The sequence below is a fragment of the Bacteroides sp. genome (genome assembly GCF_030151085.1).
Taxonomy (GTDB): domain Bacteria; phylum Bacteroidota; class Bacteroidia; order Bacteroidales; family Bacteroidaceae; genus Bacteroides.
In genome coordinates, this window is sequence record NZ_JASLER010000014.1 from 91,697 (window position 1) to 109,682 (window position 17,986).

General features: G+C 44.0%; 11 protein-coding genes. 1 reads left to right on the forward strand and 10 read right to left on the reverse strand.

From position 1 onward, the window contains the following. Positions 1 to 93 precede the first annotated feature (93 nt). Positions 94 to 2,295 (reverse strand): sodium-translocating pyrophosphatase, encoded by a 2,202-nt coding sequence (locus tag Q1W14_RS03355; RefSeq protein ID WP_300699270.1) that lies wholly within the window; start codon positions 2,293 to 2,295, stop codon positions 94 to 96. 234 nt (positions 2,296 to 2,529) lie between these two features. Here Q1W14_RS03355 and Q1W14_RS03360 point away from each other — a divergent pair, with 234 nt between their 5' ends. After that, entirely contained in the window at positions 2,530 to 4,455 is a 1,926-nt protein-coding gene (locus tag Q1W14_RS03360; RefSeq protein WP_300699303.1) for an LruC domain-containing protein, read from the forward strand. A 138-nt stretch (positions 4,456 to 4,593) separates the two neighbouring features. Here Q1W14_RS03360 and xyl3A read toward each other — a convergent pair whose 3' ends face one another. The 9 genes from xyl3A to rimP form a co-directional block, all read right to left on the reverse strand. After that, a complete protein-coding gene (xyl3A, locus tag Q1W14_RS03365; RefSeq protein ID WP_300699272.1) occupies positions 4,594 to 7,182 on the reverse strand; it encodes a xylan 1,4-beta-xylosidase in 2,589 nt (862 codons plus the stop codon). Between the two features lie 271 nt (positions 7,183 to 7,453). Further along, positions 7,454 to 8,665, reverse strand: coding sequence for a cysteine desulfurase (locus Q1W14_RS03370; RefSeq protein WP_300699274.1), 1,212 nt, complete (start codon positions 8,663 to 8,665; stop codon positions 7,454 to 7,456). A 28-nt stretch (positions 8,666 to 8,693) separates the two neighbouring features. After that, on the reverse strand, positions 8,694 to 10,037 hold the full coding sequence (gene sufD / locus Q1W14_RS03375; protein ID WP_300699276.1) for a Fe-S cluster assembly protein SufD: 1,344 nt from the start codon (positions 10,035 to 10,037) through the stop codon (positions 8,694 to 8,696). Between the two features lie 3 nt (positions 10,038 to 10,040). Beyond that, on the reverse strand, positions 10,041 to 10,793 hold the full coding sequence (gene sufC / locus Q1W14_RS03380) for a Fe-S cluster assembly ATPase SufC (RefSeq protein ID WP_300699278.1): 753 nt from the start codon (positions 10,791 to 10,793) through the stop codon (positions 10,041 to 10,043). Between the two features lie 110 nt (positions 10,794 to 10,903). Further along, entirely contained in the window at positions 10,904 to 12,358 is a 1,455-nt protein-coding gene (gene sufB / locus Q1W14_RS03385; protein WP_300699280.1) for a Fe-S cluster assembly protein SufB, read from the reverse strand. Continuing rightward, on the reverse strand, positions 12,358 to 12,864 hold the full coding sequence (locus tag Q1W14_RS03390) for a CvpA family protein (protein ID WP_300699282.1): 507 nt from the start codon (positions 12,862 to 12,864) through the stop codon (positions 12,358 to 12,360). The genes sufB and Q1W14_RS03390 overlap by 1 nt, the downstream gene beginning before the upstream one ends. Before the next feature lie 99 nt (positions 12,865 to 12,963). After that, positions 12,964 to 16,068: a translation initiation factor IF-2 gene (infB, locus tag Q1W14_RS03395; RefSeq protein ID WP_300699284.1), complete on the reverse strand. Its 3,105-nt coding sequence runs from the start codon at positions 16,066 to 16,068 to the stop codon at positions 12,964 to 12,966. A 101-nt stretch (positions 16,069 to 16,169) separates the two neighbouring features. Next, positions 16,170 to 17,438, reverse strand: a complete 1,269-nt coding sequence (gene nusA / locus Q1W14_RS03400) for a transcription termination factor NusA (RefSeq protein ID WP_300699286.1) — start codon at positions 17,436 to 17,438, stop codon at positions 16,170 to 16,172. Between the two features lie 4 nt (positions 17,439 to 17,442). Then, positions 17,443 to 17,910 (reverse strand): ribosome assembly cofactor RimP, encoded by a 468-nt coding sequence (rimP, locus tag Q1W14_RS03405; RefSeq protein WP_300699288.1) that lies wholly within the window; start codon positions 17,908 to 17,910, stop codon positions 17,443 to 17,445. Positions 17,911 to 17,986 lie beyond the last annotated feature (76 nt).

Consider the following 17,986-nt stretch of genomic DNA (forward strand, 5'->3'; position numbering starts at 1 on the left):
CCATCGCGTTGGCAAGACTTTGCCTATCCGATGGCAAGGTCTTGCCAATATGATGGCAAAACTTTGCCAACGAAATGGCAAAGTACCATTCTTTTAGAATAGACTCCACGCCACGGTAAGCCCTGCCATTACAATAGCAACCATACTCATCAGCTTGATAAGGATGTTCAGACTCGGACCGGAAGTATCTTTGAACGGGTCACCTACTGTATCGCCTACCACAGTTGCTTTATGCACTTCACTGCCTTTTCCACCAAGATTGCCTTCTTCTACATACTTCTTGGCATTATCCCATGCGCCACCTGCATTAGCCATAAAGATAGCAAGCACAAATCCACTGCTAAGACCACCAATCAGAAGGCCCAATACACCGGGAACACCGAAAATAAATCCTGTCAGAATGGGAGCAACAATGGCTATCAATGATGGGATTACCATCTCGCGTTGTGCACCTTTGGTAGAAATAGCTACACAGCGTTCATAATCGGGTTCTGCTTCGCCTGATAGAATACCCTTGATTTCACGGAACTGACGGCGTACTTCATCTACCATGTGAGAAGCGGCACGTCCTACAGCATTCATTGTTAAACCACAGAACAGGAACGCCATCATACTACCAAGAAACATACCCGAAAGTACTTTAGGATTCATCAGGGTTACGTCATAATGGTACATAAAGTCGAAGAAATTAGCATCTTGCACAGATACAAGATCCTTGCCTACATGCAGATCGGTCATACCCAGACGGGTAAGTCCGATACGGATTTCTTCTATATAGGATGCCAGTAAAGCCAATCCTGTAAGGGCAGCAGAACCAATGGCAAAACCTTTGCCCGTTGCAGCCGTAGTATTACCCAGAGAATCGAGTGCATCGGTACGTTTACGTACTTCTTCACCTAAAGCAGACATCTCGGCATTACCACCCGCATTGTCGGCTATCGGTCCGTAAGCATCTGTTGCAAGCGTAATGCCCAAAGTAGAAAGCATACCTACGGCTGCAATACCAATGCCATAGAGTCCCATACCGACATTATAGAAATCGAAACCGGAAGCGAAAAGATAAGAGGCGATGATACCTATCACTACTGCAATCACCGGAATAGCCGTAGACAACATACCGAGTCCAATACCCGAAATAATAACGGTAGCCGGACCGGTCTTCCCACTTTCACTCAGCCTTTGAGTAGGACGATAGGATTGAGAAGTATAATATTCAGTAGAACGACCGATGATAATGCCCACTACCAAACCTACAACTACTGCACACGAAATCCACATCCAGTTATCCAATCCTAGTAACCAAAGGATAAAGAAAGTAGCAATAACAATCAATACGGAGCTCAAGTTAGTTCCGAGTGCCAATGAATTGAGCAAGTCTTTCATCGTAGCATTCTCCTTTGTACGAACGGAGAAGATACCGATAATGGAAAGGATAATTCCGACTGCCGCAATCAGCATCGGTGCAATCACCGCCTTGAACTGCATCAACGTGTCACCCGTATGGATAAACGCCGCAGCACCCAAAGCAGCCGTAGCCAGGATAGAGCCACAATAACTTTCGTACAAGTCAGCTCCCATACCTGCAACGTCACCCACATTATCACCTACGTTATCGGCAATGGTAGCCGGATTTCGCGGATCGTCTTCGGGAATACCGGCTTCTACTTTACCTACAAGATCAGCACCCACATCGGCAGCCTTTGTATAGATGCCACCACCCACACGGGCAAACAAAGCCTGCGTGGAAGCTCCCATACCAAAAGTCAGCATCGTAGTGGTAATGATACAGAGCTTATGAGTCGGAGTTATCAAATCGGCAGGAATCACCGCATTGAGAACTAGATACCAGAAGGAGATATCTAGTAACCCCAAACCAACAACCACCAGTCCCATCACCGCACCACTTCGGAAAGCGATACGCAAACCTGCATTCAAAGAGTGACGCGCAGCATTTGCCGTACGCGCCGAAGCGTATGTAGCCGTCTTCATTCCCAAGAAACCGGAAAGACCGGAGAAAAAGCCACCGGTAAGGAAAGCTATAGGTACCCAAGAGTTCTGCACTCCAAAGCCGTAAGCCATAATCGAAAAGAGAATCACCAGTGCCAGAAATACCCACGCAACAATCTTGTATTGCTGTCTGAGGTAAGACATAGCACCTTTGCGCACAGCAGCGGCAATCTTTACCATTTGCGGAGTACCCTCACTCTCTTTCATCATTTGACGGTGGAAATACCAGGCAAAACAAAGTGCCAGAACAGAAGCGGCTGGAATCAGCCAGAAAAGAAATTGGTCCATAGCTTGATTCATTTTTAGAAGGTTGAACGAAGTTCTAAAAGTATTGATTCTAAACGAAATAAGCAAATGAATAGGATAAGAATTCTGATTGGCGGACGTAAATAACTAAGGTTTTACTCTTAAATGCATAAAATTTGTATATTTTATAAAGAAAACCTCTACCATATAGATATATATTACAACTTTTGTTGTATTTTTGTAGCGCATAAACAACATAACATGGGAGGTACCATTATGAAACAATTCAATTTAAGTCAAACTTCAAAGATGCTGACGACTTTACTATGCAGCATCATGATAGCATTTGCATTCGCAAGTTGCGAGCAAGATGTCTATAATCCGGATAATGGTAAAGGGGAAGAAAATACTCCTAATACTTTCCCGTTTGAAACAACTTCATCTATTCAGCTGAATGTAAAGTACGATGTGCCTGAGGGCTACAAAGTTCTGTTCGAAGTTTATCTTGAAAATCCGTTTACCATTGACAAAGACGGACAAGCTGTAAAGCGTACTGATATCAGCCCGGTTATTACCCGTATGACGGATGGTAACGGTGCATATAACGGAAAGGAAGTTATCACAGCAGACCGTGGAAATGAAGCCTATATCTATACATCTTATATAGGTGTACCGGGATTGTTTAAAGCAACTATCAGCGATAACGCTATTAACGCGGAGATAAACTATGAAAGTATCAGCAAGGATGCATCCAATACACGTGCTTATACAAATGCACCTACGGGGTATTACACTTTAGGCACTTGGAATGCAAAAGGACGTCCAAATTATTTAGATACTGAAGGAGAATTGTCACTTTCTGCTTCTATCCTGAATACAATCAATAAAACATTACCTGAAGGGAAAGTCTGTCCTGATGATTATCGTCAGTCTACTGACTTTACAGTAAATGATCCTGAAGGACGTAAAGCAGAAGTATTCGTTCGTTTTATCGGAGGTACCAGTAGTGCAGCCAGTACATTTGGCTATTATTGCTATAAGAGCGGAGCCAATCAAGATGCTATCAAAAACGCTAAGAAATATATCATATTTCCCAATACTTTTACTTCATCCGACCATTGGAATAAGCCTGTAGCACTTAAAGGAGGCGAATGCGTGAAACTTCATTATATTAATGAAAACGGCGTGGATCAAGGTACTGAATTTCCGAATGGAGTAAGTATCGGATGGTTCCTCATTAATGACGCATATAGTACCAGCAATGGAAGTGGCACAAGATTTCACTCTACACCCAGTTTAAATACCAACGACAATGGACGTACACATACAGCCGCATTCCGTATCAATGATTTCGTAGTCCTTTCATTTGAAGATTGGAGTGACAGCGATTACAATGATGTAATGTTCAACGTATGGTCCAATCCTATAGAAGCGATTGCTCCGGAAGTACCGGAAGTACCCGAAGAAAAGCCTGAAGAAGGTGACCAATCTATAGCTTACCGTATGACCTACAATGGTATCATGGCTTTTGAGGATAATTGGCCTGCTAAGGGGGATTACGACTTAAATGATGTAATCGTGAAGTACAAATCTGTTATGAGCTTTAATACCAAGAACGAAGTTTTGAATACAGAAGATACCTTTACTGCACTTTGGTCGGGTGCAGACTACAAGAACGGTTTTGCATACCAATTGAATACGGATCGTAGCAATGTAACTACAGAATTTACTGAAAACCCTTCTACATTCACCGCTCAAGGATTGGATGCTGATATTAACAAAGCTACAGTAAATGTATTCCTAAATGCTCTTGATGAAACTGGTAACAATACAAAAACGTCTACTTACAAGATTAAGAATACATTTAAGATGCCGGTAGACCATGAAGCTTTCGGTGTAGCTCCTTACAATCCGTTTATCTTTGTTCATAGCAATCAAGGTACATCACGCACTGAAGTTCACTTGATAAATCATGCTCCCACCACAAAGGCTAATATGGAATTATTCCATTCAGGCAATGACTTGTCCGATCCAACCGCAGGTCTCTATTACGTGGCAGCAGAAAGCTATCCGTTTGCTATCCATCTGATCGATGCAGAAACCTTCAGTACAGAAGAAAAGAAGTCTATCGATCAAAGTTATCCGAAGTTCTCCAATTGGGCCAAGACCGGTGGAAAAGAAGATAAAGACTGGTACAAATAAGAATAATTACATATACCATACTAATAAAGGGAACTTTCAATCTGAAGGTTCCCTTTATTTTATCAATTTCATTTCACTGAAGTTCCGCAAGTAGTCTGAATGGTTTTCAGCCTTATGAAACTACTTGCGAAATCTGAATCATTTCACCGTAATAGTAATAGACTTCAGACTGTTCATATCCGATGAACTACCATACAGCAATTCATATTCTCCTTCTATAGGACGCATCGTATTGGTATCTGTATCAAACCATTCGAAATTTTCTTTCAGAAGAGGTATCTCTACCTGACTGGTTTGTCCTTTCGCTATAGCTACCCGCTTGAATGCTCTTAATGCATGCGAAGGACCTTCTTTATCACCTGGGCGACGTACATATACCTGTACCACTTCTTCACCATCTTTCTTGCCGATATTACTAACAGGGATGTTCAGTGTCACTTTATCATCGTAACCAATAGTAGCTGCACTCAAAGTAGCATTGCCATATTGGAAAGTTGTATAACTCAATCCATAACCAAACGGAAATAACGGACTCTCCGTCATATAGCGATAGGTACGTCCTGTCATGTTATAATTTTCAAAATCAGGCAACTGGGAAGTACTCTTATAGAAGGTGACAGGCAGTCTACCTGCAGGATTATAGGTGCCGAACAGAACATCAGCAATAGCTGTACCTCCAGCTTGTCCCGGATACCAAGCTTGCAGAATGGCATCGCACGCATCTTTCTCCGCAGGCATAGCAATAGCAGAGCCGGAGAAGTTTACAAATACCACCTTCTTACCCGCTTTCTTCAATTCGCTTATCAAACGGCTTTGAATAGCAGGTAATTCTATAGTTTCACGGTCGCCACCCTTAAAGCCGGGAATAGTGACACGCATCTCCTCTCCTTCGAGTGAAGGGGAAATACCACCGGCAAAGATCACTACGTCAGCACTCTTGATTCGTTGAATGCTCTTAGTAAAATCAACAGGCACTTCGCGTCCCATATCAAAGTCGAGTGCCGCATCTCTGTTGTAAAAAGCAAAATCTATCTTTATCTGATACTCTTTTCCAGCTTCGGCTTTGAGTGTATATACATTGGCATTGTGCTTGAAGTTTAATCCCGCAGCCACTTCTTTACCATCTATACAAAGGCGTGTGGCTCCCTGAGTCTGGAAGCGGAAAGATATATCCTCTGTTTGCGTAGGACGGAAGACTGCTTCATAGCAAGCTGAGAAATCGGACAAATTAACCCCGGCAGCAAAGGCAGTAGCACCGGTAGTTATGAAACGGAATGGAGTACTAACGTGAGTCAACACATCCGGATTACCCTCTTGTTTGGGATTATTCCAATATTTCGCACTGAAACCGTTTTTGCCATTCATGCTGCATTGCTGAAATACGCTCTGCATAGCCAACCCTGAAGTATAATCACAACCCGGTTCAAAGATGATCTGTGCTTCGGGTACATATTGCTTGATGCCTTCCAGTAAAGTGACAGTATGAGAAGGAAATCCGTTGTAATTACCCCATTGCATTACCGAGTCATTGGCATTAGGCCCCACCACAGCTATCTTCATTTTCTTATTAAGTGGCAACACGTTCTTCTTGTTTTGCAGAAGTACAATGCTTTCATGCGCCATACGCAAGGCAAGATCCCGATGCTCCTTACTATCAACCACACTATAAGGAATCTCATTCCAAGAGTTAGGATTATCATCCATTTCACCCAATTCAAAACGAGCTTTCAGCAGGCGTCTTACAGACGTATCAATGCTTTCTTCACTAATCAAACCTTCTTTTATGGCTTGGGGCAAAGATTCATAATTAGTACCACACTCCACATCAGTTCCGTTCAGAACAGCTCCTGCAGAAGCGTGCTTCATATCCGGATGAGTTTTATGTGCCCGGTCCGTATAGAAATCTGAGATAGCGCCACAATCAGAAACTACCAGTCCCTGATAACCCCATTCATTGCGAAGAATTTGCATCAGCAGACGGTTACTTCCACAACAAGGATCACCCTCAAGACGGTTGTAAGCGCACATCACCTCTTTTACATTGGCTTTCTGCACCAAATCTTTAAAAGCAGGCAGATAGGTTTCCCACAAATCGCGCGGTTTTATATTTTCTGCATTGAAGCTATGACGATTCCACTCGGGACCGGAGTGCACAGCAAAGTGCTTGGCACAAGCATGGAGTTTATCATACTTCTGGTCTTCCGGACCTTGTAAACCACGGACAACAGCCATTCCCATCTGTGCAGTCAGATAGGGGTCTTCGCCGTAGGTTTCTTGTCCCCGCCCCCAGCGCGGATCACGAAAGATGTTGATATTAGGTGTCCACATTGTTAAACCTTGATAGCGTTTCAGTCCTCCTTCTTTGCTGAACTGAGTAGACTTAGCACGGGCTTCATCGGAAACAGCCGTAAAAACTTGCAATAGCAAATCATTGTTGAAAGAAGCTCCCATTCCGATGGATTGGGGAAAAACTGTAGCCAATCCGGCACGTCCCACACCATGCAAAGCTTCATTCCACCAATCGTATTCTTTTATTCCCAAGCGAGGAATGGCGGGAGAAGTGTTCTGCATTAACAAGACTTTTTCCTCCAGCGTCAGGCGACCAAGCAGGTCATTAGCACGTTTCTCCGGTGATAAGTCCGGATTCTGATAAGGAAGTTGGGCAAACACGGGAAGGCAAAGACAAAAGCTACCGATCCCAAAGAGTAAACGAAGTTTTCTGTTCATGTTCGTATAGTATTAAATATATATTGATTGAGGAGCCGATTTCTGTCCTATAGGAAACCAAATATCGGTTGGTACAAAAATAGTGGATTAAAAGGAAAATAGAGAGAGATAACCTTTCAATTTCTTAATGCTATGTTACTAATCTTATCAGGAATGTAACATTTTGTTCTTCTATGGTTACATCCGGCTAAAAACGGGCACCCGAACCCAAGGATTACCTCAGATTCGGGTGCCCGACTTATAAAATATCAATGCTAGAAAGCCTATTCTATCAGAACATTTTGCTGACACGTTCAATGCCGGCTACCAACTTATCAACTTCTTCTTTTGTATTATAAAGTCCGAAAGAAGCGCGTACGGTTCCTTCTATTCCAAGACGTTGCATCAGAGGCTGGGCACAATGATGGCCTGTACGAACAGCAATGCCGAGGCGGTCGAGCAATGTACCCATATCGAAATGATGAATATCGCCCACCAGGAAAGAAATAACACTTCCTTTCTCTGCGGCTTCTCCAAATATTCGCATTCCCGGAATTTCTTTGAGGCGCTGCATGGCATACCCGGTCAATTCGTGCTCATGGGTGGCAATCTTATCCATACCAAGTAGAGATACATAGTCCAGAGCCTTTGCAAGTCCGGTAGTACCGATATAGTCCGGAGTACCGGCTTCAAACTTGAAAGGAAGTTCGTTGAAGGTAGTCTTCTCAAAAGAGACATGCTGTATCATTTCGCCACCACCTTGATAGGGAGGCATTCTATCCAGCCATTCTTCCTTACCGTAAAGTACACCTATGCCGGTAGGTCCATAAACTTTATGACCGGAGAAGACAAAGAAATCGGCATTCAAATCCTGTACATCCACTGGTATATGAGGGATGGATTGTGCACCGTCTATAAGCACAGGTACGCCCTGTTCATGGGCAAAAGCAATCATCTCCTTCACCGGATTGACTGTACCCAGCACATTAGAAACATGCGTTACACTGACGATCTTTGTGCGTTCGGAAAACAATTTCTTGTACTCGTCTTGCAAAAGTTCGCCTTTGTCATTCATTGGAATAACTTTAATGGCAATGCCTCTCTTAGCTGCCAGTAACTGCCAAGGAACTATATTGCTATGGTGTTCCATCACAGAAAGAATAACTTCATCCCCTTCCTGCATAAACTCTTCACCGAAACTCGACACAAGCAAATTAATACTTTCTGTTGTTCCGCGCGTAAAGATGACTTCGTTTGTAGAACGGGCGTTAATGAATTTACGTACCGTTTCACGGGAAGCCTCATGCAGTTCCGTAGCCTGCTGGGACAAGAAATGCACTCCACGATGTACATTGGCATTGACAGAATAGTATTCTTCTGTAATAGCATCTATCACACAACGAGGCTTCTGAGTGGTAGCACCATTATCTAAATAAACCAATGGCTTACCATAAATCTCACGAGAGAGTATAGGGAAATCCTCTCTTATCTTTTGTATATTCATTGTTCAACAGGTCTTAATTATCAAGTAATTACTTACATATTGCGCATCCTTCGCATTTATTCAGTTCCCCACGGAAACGTTTTTCTACCAAGAGATGCAGGCGATCCTTCAAAGCATCCAAACGGATGGTATCAATGACTTCGTTGACAAAAGCAAACATCAATAACAAACGAGCTTCACGGGCAGTGATACCACGTTGTTGCATGTAGAACAAGGCATTCTCGTTGAGTTGTCCCACTGTAGCTCCATGACTACATTTCACGTCATCTGCATAGATTTCCAGTTGTGGCTGAGTATACATGTGTGCTTCGCGGGTGGCACAAAGGTTACGGTTAGTTTGCTGGGAACTGGTATGTTGTGCGTCGGGACGTACCAAGACTAATCCAGCAAAAGCACCTGTAGACTGATCATCAAGTACATACTTGAAAAGTTCATTACTGGTACAATTGGGAACGGCATGGTCAATAGTGGTATTATTATCGACATGCTGATTCTTATCCGCAATAGCCATACCGCAGAAGTTGAGATTAGCTCCTTCGCCGGCAAGCAATACTTGGGTCGTATTACGGGTGGTACCGTTATGCAAAGTCATACCATTCAGCAAGACATTGCTGTTTGCTTCCTGCTTTACATACATGTTACTGATACGTACCGTACTGGTATGCGTTTCTTCCAATTCATAGAAATCGAGATTCGCATTCTCACCCACAAATACTTCTACGACCTGAGTTGCCAGGAAGTTAACATTGTCCATGGCATGGTCGCATGCCAAGAGGCGTACTTGTGCTCCTTCTTCCAAGATAATCAGCACACGGCGATTCACCATGAAGTTCACATCACCGCGTAAGATATTAACCAATTGGATGGGTTTGTCCACTACAACATTCTTCGGTACATACAGCAAAACGCCATCTTGTGTGAGAGCGGTATTGAAGGCTGTCACTCCATCTTCAGAAGTATTCGCCAACTTACCATAGTATTTCTTCACCAATTCCGGATTTTGTTCCGCTACCTCTTTCAAACTACTGAAAATAACACCTTCAGGCAGGTTGAACTTGGGTAAAGACTTGTTGTAGAATGCATCATTCACCACGAAGTACAGGGCGGTACTCATATTGGGTACATCGCACTTGAATACATCGTAAGGATTTACGGGAATGTCCAGTCGGTTCAGGTTCAAGCCATAATCGGGTTCAAAGAACTTACTGATATCCGTATATTTATATTTCTCCTGTTTACGGGTAGGAAATCCTAGCCGCTCAAAGTCGGCAAATGCAGCAGCACGCGGCGCATTCAGCACCTCAGCACTATGCCTGCATATCATTGCCTCGGTTTGGGAGAAAAGGTCTATGTATTGTTGTTCTACACCCATAGTTTACTCTCCTGCCTCTTTTTTTATCCAATCGAAGCCACGTGCTTCAATTTCCTTAGCCAATTCGGGACCGCCGGATTTCACGATACGTCCTCCCATCAATACGTGTACATGGTCAGGTTTCAGATAATCCAATAAACGTTGATAGTGGGTGATAACCATAGCGCTGGTCAGCGGAGTTTTCAGTTTATTGAAGCCATCGGCTACAATACGCAAGGCATCTACGTCAAGACCGGAGTCCGTCTCATCCAAAATAGCGAAGGTAGGTTCCAACATGGCCATCTGGAAAATCTCGTTACGTTTCTTCTCACCACCACTGAATCCTTCGTTTACACTTCGATTCGCCAGTTTGTTGTCCAACTCCACAATGGCACGTTTTTCGCGCATCAACTTCAGGAATTCGCTTGCTGATAGTGCAGGCAAATGGCGATACTTGCGTTGCTCGTTCACAGCAGCACGCATAAAGTTTACCATCGAAACTCCCGGAATCTCGACCGGTGCCTGAAAAGATAGGAAAATTCCTTCATGGGCGCGGTCCTCGGGGCTCATAGCCAAAAGGTCTTTTCCGTTAAACGTTACCGAGCCACGTGTCACTTCGTATGCCGGATGTCCCACAAGTACATTACTCAGTGTACTTTTACCAGCACCATTCTGTCCCATCAGTGCGTGCACTTCACCGTCACGGATAGTAAGGTTGATGCCCTTTAATATTTCTTTGCCATTGATACTGGCATATAGGTCTTTTATTTCTAACATCTTTATATTTACGATTTAACGATTTACGATTGATATTACTCATGGATATTAAACGACTCACATCTACAATCAAACTTCAATCGTAAATCGTAAATCGTCTAATCGTCCAATTATCCCACGCTTCCTTCCAGGGAAATGGCGAGCAGCTTCTGCGCCTCTACAGCAAATTCCATAGGCAGTTTATTAAGTACCTCTTTGGCATAGCCGTTTACGATCAGACCGACTGAATCTTCAGTAGAAATACCTCGTTGGTTGCAATAGAATATCTGGTCTTCACTAATCTTGCTGGTAGTGGCTTCATGCTCCACGATAGCCGTCTCATTGTGAATATCCATATAGGGGAAAGTGTGTGCGCCACATTTATCGCCAAGTAGTAAAGAGTCACACTGGCTATAGTTACGGGCATTATCCGCTTTCGCAGCCACACGCACCAAACCACGATAAGAATTCTCACTCTTTCCGGCGGAAATACCTTTGCTTACAATGGTACTGCGGGTATTCTTTCCGAGATGTATCATCTTGGTACCCGTGTCTGCCTGCTGATAGTGATTGGTTACCGCTACACTATAGAATTCCGCAGTCGAATTATCACCCGTAAGAATGCAGGAAGGATATTTCCAGGTAATAGCGGAGCCTGTCTCAACCTGTGTCCAGGATAACTTACTGTCCACACCTTTGCAATGACCACGCTTTGTCACGAAGTTATAGACGCCACCCCGTCCTTCGGCATCGCCCGGATACCAGTTTTGAACAGTACTATACTTTACTTCGGCGCGATCGTGTACCACAATCTCTACAATAGCCGCATGCAACTGGTTTTCATCACGCATGGGAGCTGTACAACCTTCCAGATAGGAAACGTATGAATCATCATCCGCCACAATCAAGGTTCTCTCAAACTGACCGGTATTGCGGGCGTTGATACGGAAGTAAGTGGACAACTCCATCGGGCAACGTACTCCCTTCGGAATATATACAAACGATCCGTCAGAGAATACCGCCGAGTTCAGCGCTGCAAAGAAATTATCACGGTAAGGCACTACCGATCCCATGTATTTCTGCACCAAGTCCGGATGCTCACGCACGGCTTCGCTGAAAGAACAGAAGATTATTCCTTTCTCCATCAACGTCTCTTTGAAGGTAGTCTTTACAGATACAGAGTCCATCACGGCATCCACCGCCATACCACTCAATGCCATCTGCTCCTCCAAAGGAATGCCCAACTTATTGAAAGTCTTTACTAACTCAGGATCCACTTCATCCATACTTTTCGGTCCTTCCTTCTTTTTCGTCGGGTCAGCATAGTAGGAAATAGCCTGATAATCTATCTCGGGAATACGGAGATGTGCCCAAGTGGGCATCTCCAGCGTCAGCCAATGGCGGTACGCTTTCAAACGGAACTCTAGCATCCATTCCGGCTCATTTTTCTTTGCCGAAATAAGTCGCACCACATCTTCATTCAGCCCTCGCTCAATGATATCAGTGTGTACATCGGTCGTAAAACCGTACTTGTACTTCTCCTGTGTGAGTTCCTTTACATATTTATTGGGTTCTTCCTGTTGCATTATTTATTCAATATATATTGTTCAGTAACCTGCTTTGCTACGGGAAAGAATATCCCGGCAAATGATTTCATGGGATAATATAACACTGAGTCTGTCTTTTTTGTTTTATCTATCAACTTATCATCCGAGTCAATAAATTCAATGACGCCAATTAACAGACTTACCAGTAAAAGGTACTTTAGCGCACCTAGTCCGGAACCTAGCCAACGGTTCAGCCAGCCCAGTGAAATAGCCTCCATAGCTTTAGTCAGTAGCGAAGCCACCAACGCAAACACCAATGGCACTGCAATCCAGATCATGATGAATGCCAATATCTGCGCAACTGTCATTGAGTCCGTCACCGTGGGGCAAAGCTTTTCTGCCAATGAGGCATACAGCGCCCTCGCTGCCAACAAACCAATAATCAGCCCGAGCAAAGATGCCAACTGTTTCACAAAACCTTTCATGAAACCAAGCACTGCCCCTATGCCCACTGCTATGACGATGATAATATCTATAGATGCCATTATCCTACACAAAAAGGCACGGATTACACAAACAAGCACGGTTTTTCTTTAACCAATCCGTGAAATCCGTGTAATCCGTGCCTTACTATTTTATATCTCTTACAGAGTCTGTTTTACTTCTATTTCTTCGTAAGATTCAATGATGTCGCCTACCTTGATGTCGTTGCAATTCGTCAAGCTGATACCGCATTCGAAGTTGGTACCCACTTCCTTCACATCGTCCTTGAAGCGTTTCAAAGCATTGATGGAACCTGTAAATACTACGATACCCTCGCGAATCAGACGAGCCTTGTCGCTGCGTTTTACCTTTCCGCTCTTCACCACAGCACCGGCTACGAGACCAACCTTGGTAATATTGAATACCTCGCGAACTTCGATATTTGCAGTTACCTGCTCCTTCACGGTCGGTGCCAACATACCTTCCATAGCAGCCTTCACCTCTTCGATAGCGTCGTAGATAACAGAATACTTGCGGATATCCACACCGTCGTTTTCGGCCAACTTAGCAGCAGAACCTGAAGGACGTACCTGGAAGCCTACGATAATTGCATTCGAAGCAGCAGCCAGTGAAACATCCGATTCGGAGATTGCACCCACACCCTTATGAATTACATTTACCTGTACCTGTTCGGTAGACAGCTTAATCAAAGAATCGCTCAATGCTTCTACTGATCCGTCCACGTCACCCTTCACAATAACGTTCAGTTCGTGGAAGTCACCCAATGCCAGACGACGTCCAACTTCGTCGAGCGTCAACATCTTCTGAGTACGCAAACCTTGTTCGCGTTGTAACTGTTCGCGCTTATTGGCAATTTCACGAGCTTCCTGTTCGGTCTCAATCACGTGGAATGTATCACCTGCAGCAGGAGCACCATTCAAACCTAATATTAAAGCCGGTGCAGAAGGACCTGCCTCTTTCATACGGGCATTACGCTCGTTGAACATCGCCTTAACCTTACCATAACTGGTACCTGCCAACACAATGTCACCTACCTTCAGCGTACCGTTAGATACCAATATAGTAGCTACATAACCACGTCCTTTATCCAACGAAGATTCGATGATAGAACCGGTAGCATTACGATTCGGGTTTGCCTTCAAATCCAGCATTTCTGCTTCCAGCAATACCTTCTCCATCAACTCGGGTACACCTAGCCCCTTCTTAGCAGAGATATCTTGTGACTGATATTTACCTCCCCATTCTTCAACCAGGAAGTTCATAGCAGCAAGCTGTTCCTTAATCTTGTCGGGATTGGCAGTAGGTTTATCAATCTTATTGATAGCAAATACGATAGGAACACCGGCAGCCATAGCATGGTTGATAGCTTCCTTCGTCTGAGGCATCACATCGTCATCGGCGGCAACAATAATGATAGCGATATCCGTAGCCTTCGCACCACGGGCACGCATAGCGGTAAACGCCTCATGACCCGGAGTATCAAGGAATGTAATCTTACGTCCGTCGTCCAACTTCACGTGATAAGCACCAATATGCTGTGTGATACCACCAGCCTCACCGGCAATCACATTTGCTTTACGAATATAGTCGAGCAAAGAAGTCTTACCGTGGTCAACGTGTCCCATCACTGTTACAATCGGGGCACGATATTCGAGATCTTCCTCAGCATCCTCTTCTTCAATGATGGCCTGAGCAACTTCCGCACTAACGTATTCCGTCTTATATCCGAACTCTTCAGCTACCAGGTTGATAGTCTCCGCATCCAGACGTTGGTTGATGGAAACCATCATACCGATACTCATACAAGTAGAGATAACCTGCATCACAGAAACATCCATCATGTTCGCCAATTCGTTGGCAGTTACAAACTCCGTCAGTTTCAATACCTTGCTATCTGCCATTTCCTGGTCCTCCAGTTCCTGCATTCGGCTCGAAGCTAGTTCGCGCTTGTCTTTACGATATTTGGCACCTTTATTCTTTCCTTTAGAGGTAAGGCGTGCAAGGGTTTCTTTTACTTGTTTAGCAACATCCTCTTCCTTTACTTCCTGCTTAATAAGCGGTTTCTTGAAGCGGTCTTTATTGTTGTTATTTCTATTATTGTTGTTATTATTATTATTTCTGCCACCTTGCTGGTTATTACCGCCACCTTGTTGGTTGTTACCTCTCGGACGATCGTTACCATTGTTGTTTTGGAAATTCTGAGCATTGTTGATATCAACTTTCTCCTTATTAATACGCAGACGTTTCTTCTTAGTAGGGTCATTCTCCTTAGCATTCGGATCTTTAGTATCCTTCTGCTTGTTATCGTCACGGCGGATTTCTTTGATAATCGCCTCTTTCATCTGCTTGCGCTGATCCTGGCGCTGTTTTTCCTTCTCTTCACGTTCCTTGCGTTTTTCCTCTTTCGATTTCTTTTTAGGACGTGTAGACTGATTCAAAGCTGCCAAGTCGATTTGACCAATGACATTGATCTTCGATACGAACTCAGGCTGATGAATCTTAAAGATCTCATCTTCTCCGTTTACCACTTCTTTCTCCTCTTTTTCAACCACAGTTTCTTGTTTAATGGGTTCCGGAGTAGGTTCTTGTTTCATTTCTTCCTTTTTAGGTTCTACCTTAACCTCAACAACATGAGCCGGTTCTTCTTTAGCAACCGGTGCAGGCTGAATAACCGGTTTTGGTTCCGGCTTAGGTTCTACTTTTGGCTCTGGCTGTGGCACTGGAGCAGGCTGGGGAGCCGGTTCTTCTTTGGCAACCGGTGCAGGCTGAGGTGCAGCAGGAACGGGCTGCGGCTTCGGTTCTTCAACAACCACCGGTGCAGGTTCTTCCACTTTTTTCTCTACTACCACAACTTTTTCCACTTCTTTCTCCTTCTCCTGAACAGGTCTACGGTTCAGTTTATCCAAATCTATTTTGCCGACAGGCTTAAACTTCGGACGTGCGTCTTCGGGCACAACCGTCTTTATCTCTTCTGTTTTCGCTTTTTCCTGCGTTTCCTTATAGCCGTCAATAGAAACAGAGGACTTCACACGGTCCTTGCTCTGACGTTCCTGACTAAAACGTTCCGATTTTATTTTAAGGTCCTTATCTGTACTAAATTCCTTCTTGAGCAGATCAAACTGCTCATCGGTAATTTTCGTATTGGGGTTTGCCTCAACGGTATACCCTTTCTTTTGCAGGAACTCGACAGCCGTCGTAATGCCCACGTTCAAATCTCTTGTAACTTTGTTTAACCTTATCGTCATACTTAAAATTTAATGAATAATGGAGAAAGAAGCGGTAGTTAGTGATTAGTGTTTAATGATTAATGATTAGCAACCAAACACTAATCACCAATCAATAATCATTATTCATTTCCTTCTTCTTCAAACTCCGATTTCAAAATGCGTAATACTTCGTCCACCGTTTCCTCTTCGAGGTCCGTCTTTTCAACCAACAGTTCACGGGGAGCATTCAACACTGCTTTTGCAGTATCAATACCGATAGCCTTGATGGCGTCGATAACCCAACCGTCTATTTCATCACGGAATTCATCCAAGTAGATATCTTCATCTTCTACTGTCTGATCCAATTCGCGGAACACGTCGATGGTGTACTCAGTCAACATACTGGCCAGCTTGATATTCAAACCGCCTTTACCGATAGCCAGCGATACTTCCTCCGGTTTCAGGAACACTTCTGCCTTATGTTCTTCCTCATTCAAACGAATGGAAGATATCTTAGCAGGGCTGAGGGCACGCTGTATAAACAACTGGATATTCGATGTATAATTGATAACATCGATATTCTCGTTGCGAAGCTCGCGGACAATACCATGAATACGGCTACCCTTCACACCTACGCAGGCGCCTACCGGGTCGATACGGTCATCGTAGCTCTCAACGGCTATCTTGGCACGCTCACCTGGGATGCGGGCAATCTTCTTGATGGTAATCAGTCCGTCATTGATTTCGGGTACTTCCATCTCGAACAGACGTTGCAGGAACACGGGCGATGTACGGCTCAGGATAATCTTAGGATTATTGTTCTTGTTATCTACACGGGCCACAACGGCACGGGCAGTTTCGCCTTTACGGTAAAAGTCGCTCGGGATCTGTTCGGTCTTGGGCAACAACAATTCGTTACCTTCGTCATCAATCAGCAGCATTTCCTTTTTCCAAATCTGGTAAACTTCTGCGTTGATGATGTTACCTATCTTATCAATGTATTTATTATAGATACTGTCTTTTTCCAGTTCCAAAATCTTAGAGGCCAAAGTCTGGCGCAGGTTCAAGATGGCACGGCGACCAAAGTTAGCAAAGATCACTTCATCCGTCACTTCCTCACCCACTTCGTAGGAGGCGTCAATCTTCTGTGCTTCACTCAAAGGGATTTGCAGATTGGGATTCTCCATATCTTCATCCGCCACTACCTCACGGTTACGCCATATCTCGAAGTCACCCTTATCCGGGTTCACGATCACGTCGTAATTTTCATCGGTGCCAAACATTTTCGCAATCACACTACGGAATGACTCTTCGAGCACACTTACCATAGTGGTTCTATCGATATTTTTCAGTTCCTTGAATTCCGAAAATGTATCTATCAAGCTGATAGTTTCTTCTTTTTTGGCCATAGTCTTATTTAAAACTGATTAAGTATTTAGTATATTTTATCTCATCATACTTCAGGGTCAGGTCCTCGTCCACCAGTTTGGGACGCTTAGCACCTTCTTCTTTTACTTTTTTCTGAATGGCAACAACAAATTGTTGTTCATTCGCATCCTTCAATACGCCGCTCAGTTTGCGACCCTCCTTCGTCAGTATCTCCACTTCTTTGCCGATGTGGTTGATGTACTGTTGCAGCACCTTGAAGGGCTGTCCGATGCCGGCAGAACCGACTTCCAGCTCATAATCTTCATCCTCACGGTTCAACTTGGATTCTATGTATCGGCTCAGCTCTACACAGTCTTCAATCCAAACACCTTCTTTGTGGTCTATCTCCACCAAAATCTTGTCATCCGGGCTGATCGTTATTTCTACCAAGAAATAGTCTTTTCCTTCCAGCCACTCGTCAACAATCTGACAAACAATTTTCTTTTCTATCATAGATTAATCCTATAAGAACGAAAAAGAGGAGCTTTATCGCCCCTCCACCTTTCATCCGTTTCCGGTTGCAAAGATA

Bases quoted from the DNA above. Each gene is read 5' to 3' on its own strand.
- Q1W14_RS03355 (WP_300699270.1), bottom strand. From the start codon at position 2,295: ATGGACCAATTTCTTTTCTGGCTGATTCCAGCCGCTTCTGTTCTGGCA.
- Q1W14_RS03360 (WP_300699303.1), top strand. From the start codon at position 2,530: ATGAAACAATTCAATTTAAGTCAAACTTCAAAGATGCTGACGACTTTA.
- xyl3A (WP_300699272.1), bottom strand. From the start codon at position 7,182: ATGAACAGAAAACTTCGTTTACTCTTTGGGATCGGTAGCTTTTGTCTT.
- Q1W14_RS03370 (WP_300699274.1), bottom strand. From the start codon at position 8,665: ATGAATATACAAAAGATAAGAGAGGATTTCCCTATACTCTCTCGTGAG.
- sufD (WP_300699276.1), bottom strand. From the start codon at position 10,037: ATGGGTGTAGAACAACAATACATAGACCTTTTCTCCCAAACCGAGGCA.
- sufC (WP_300699278.1), bottom strand. From the start codon at position 10,793: ATGTTAGAAATAAAAGACCTATATGCCAGTATCAATGGCAAAGAAATA.
- sufB (WP_300699280.1), bottom strand. From the start codon at position 12,358: ATGCAACAGGAAGAACCCAATAAATATGTAAAGGAACTCACACAGGAG.
- Q1W14_RS03390 (WP_300699282.1), bottom strand. From the start codon at position 12,864: ATGGCATCTATAGATATTATCATCGTCATAGCAGTGGGCATAGGGGCA.
- infB (WP_300699284.1), bottom strand. From the start codon at position 16,068: ATGACGATAAGGTTAAACAAAGTTACAAGAGATTTGAACGTGGGCATT.
- nusA (WP_300699286.1), bottom strand. From the start codon at position 17,438: ATGGCCAAAAAAGAAGAAACTATCAGCTTGATAGATACATTTTCGGAA.
- rimP (WP_300699288.1), bottom strand. From the start codon at position 17,910: ATGATAGAAAAGAAAATTGTTTGTCAGATTGTTGACGAGTGGCTGGAA.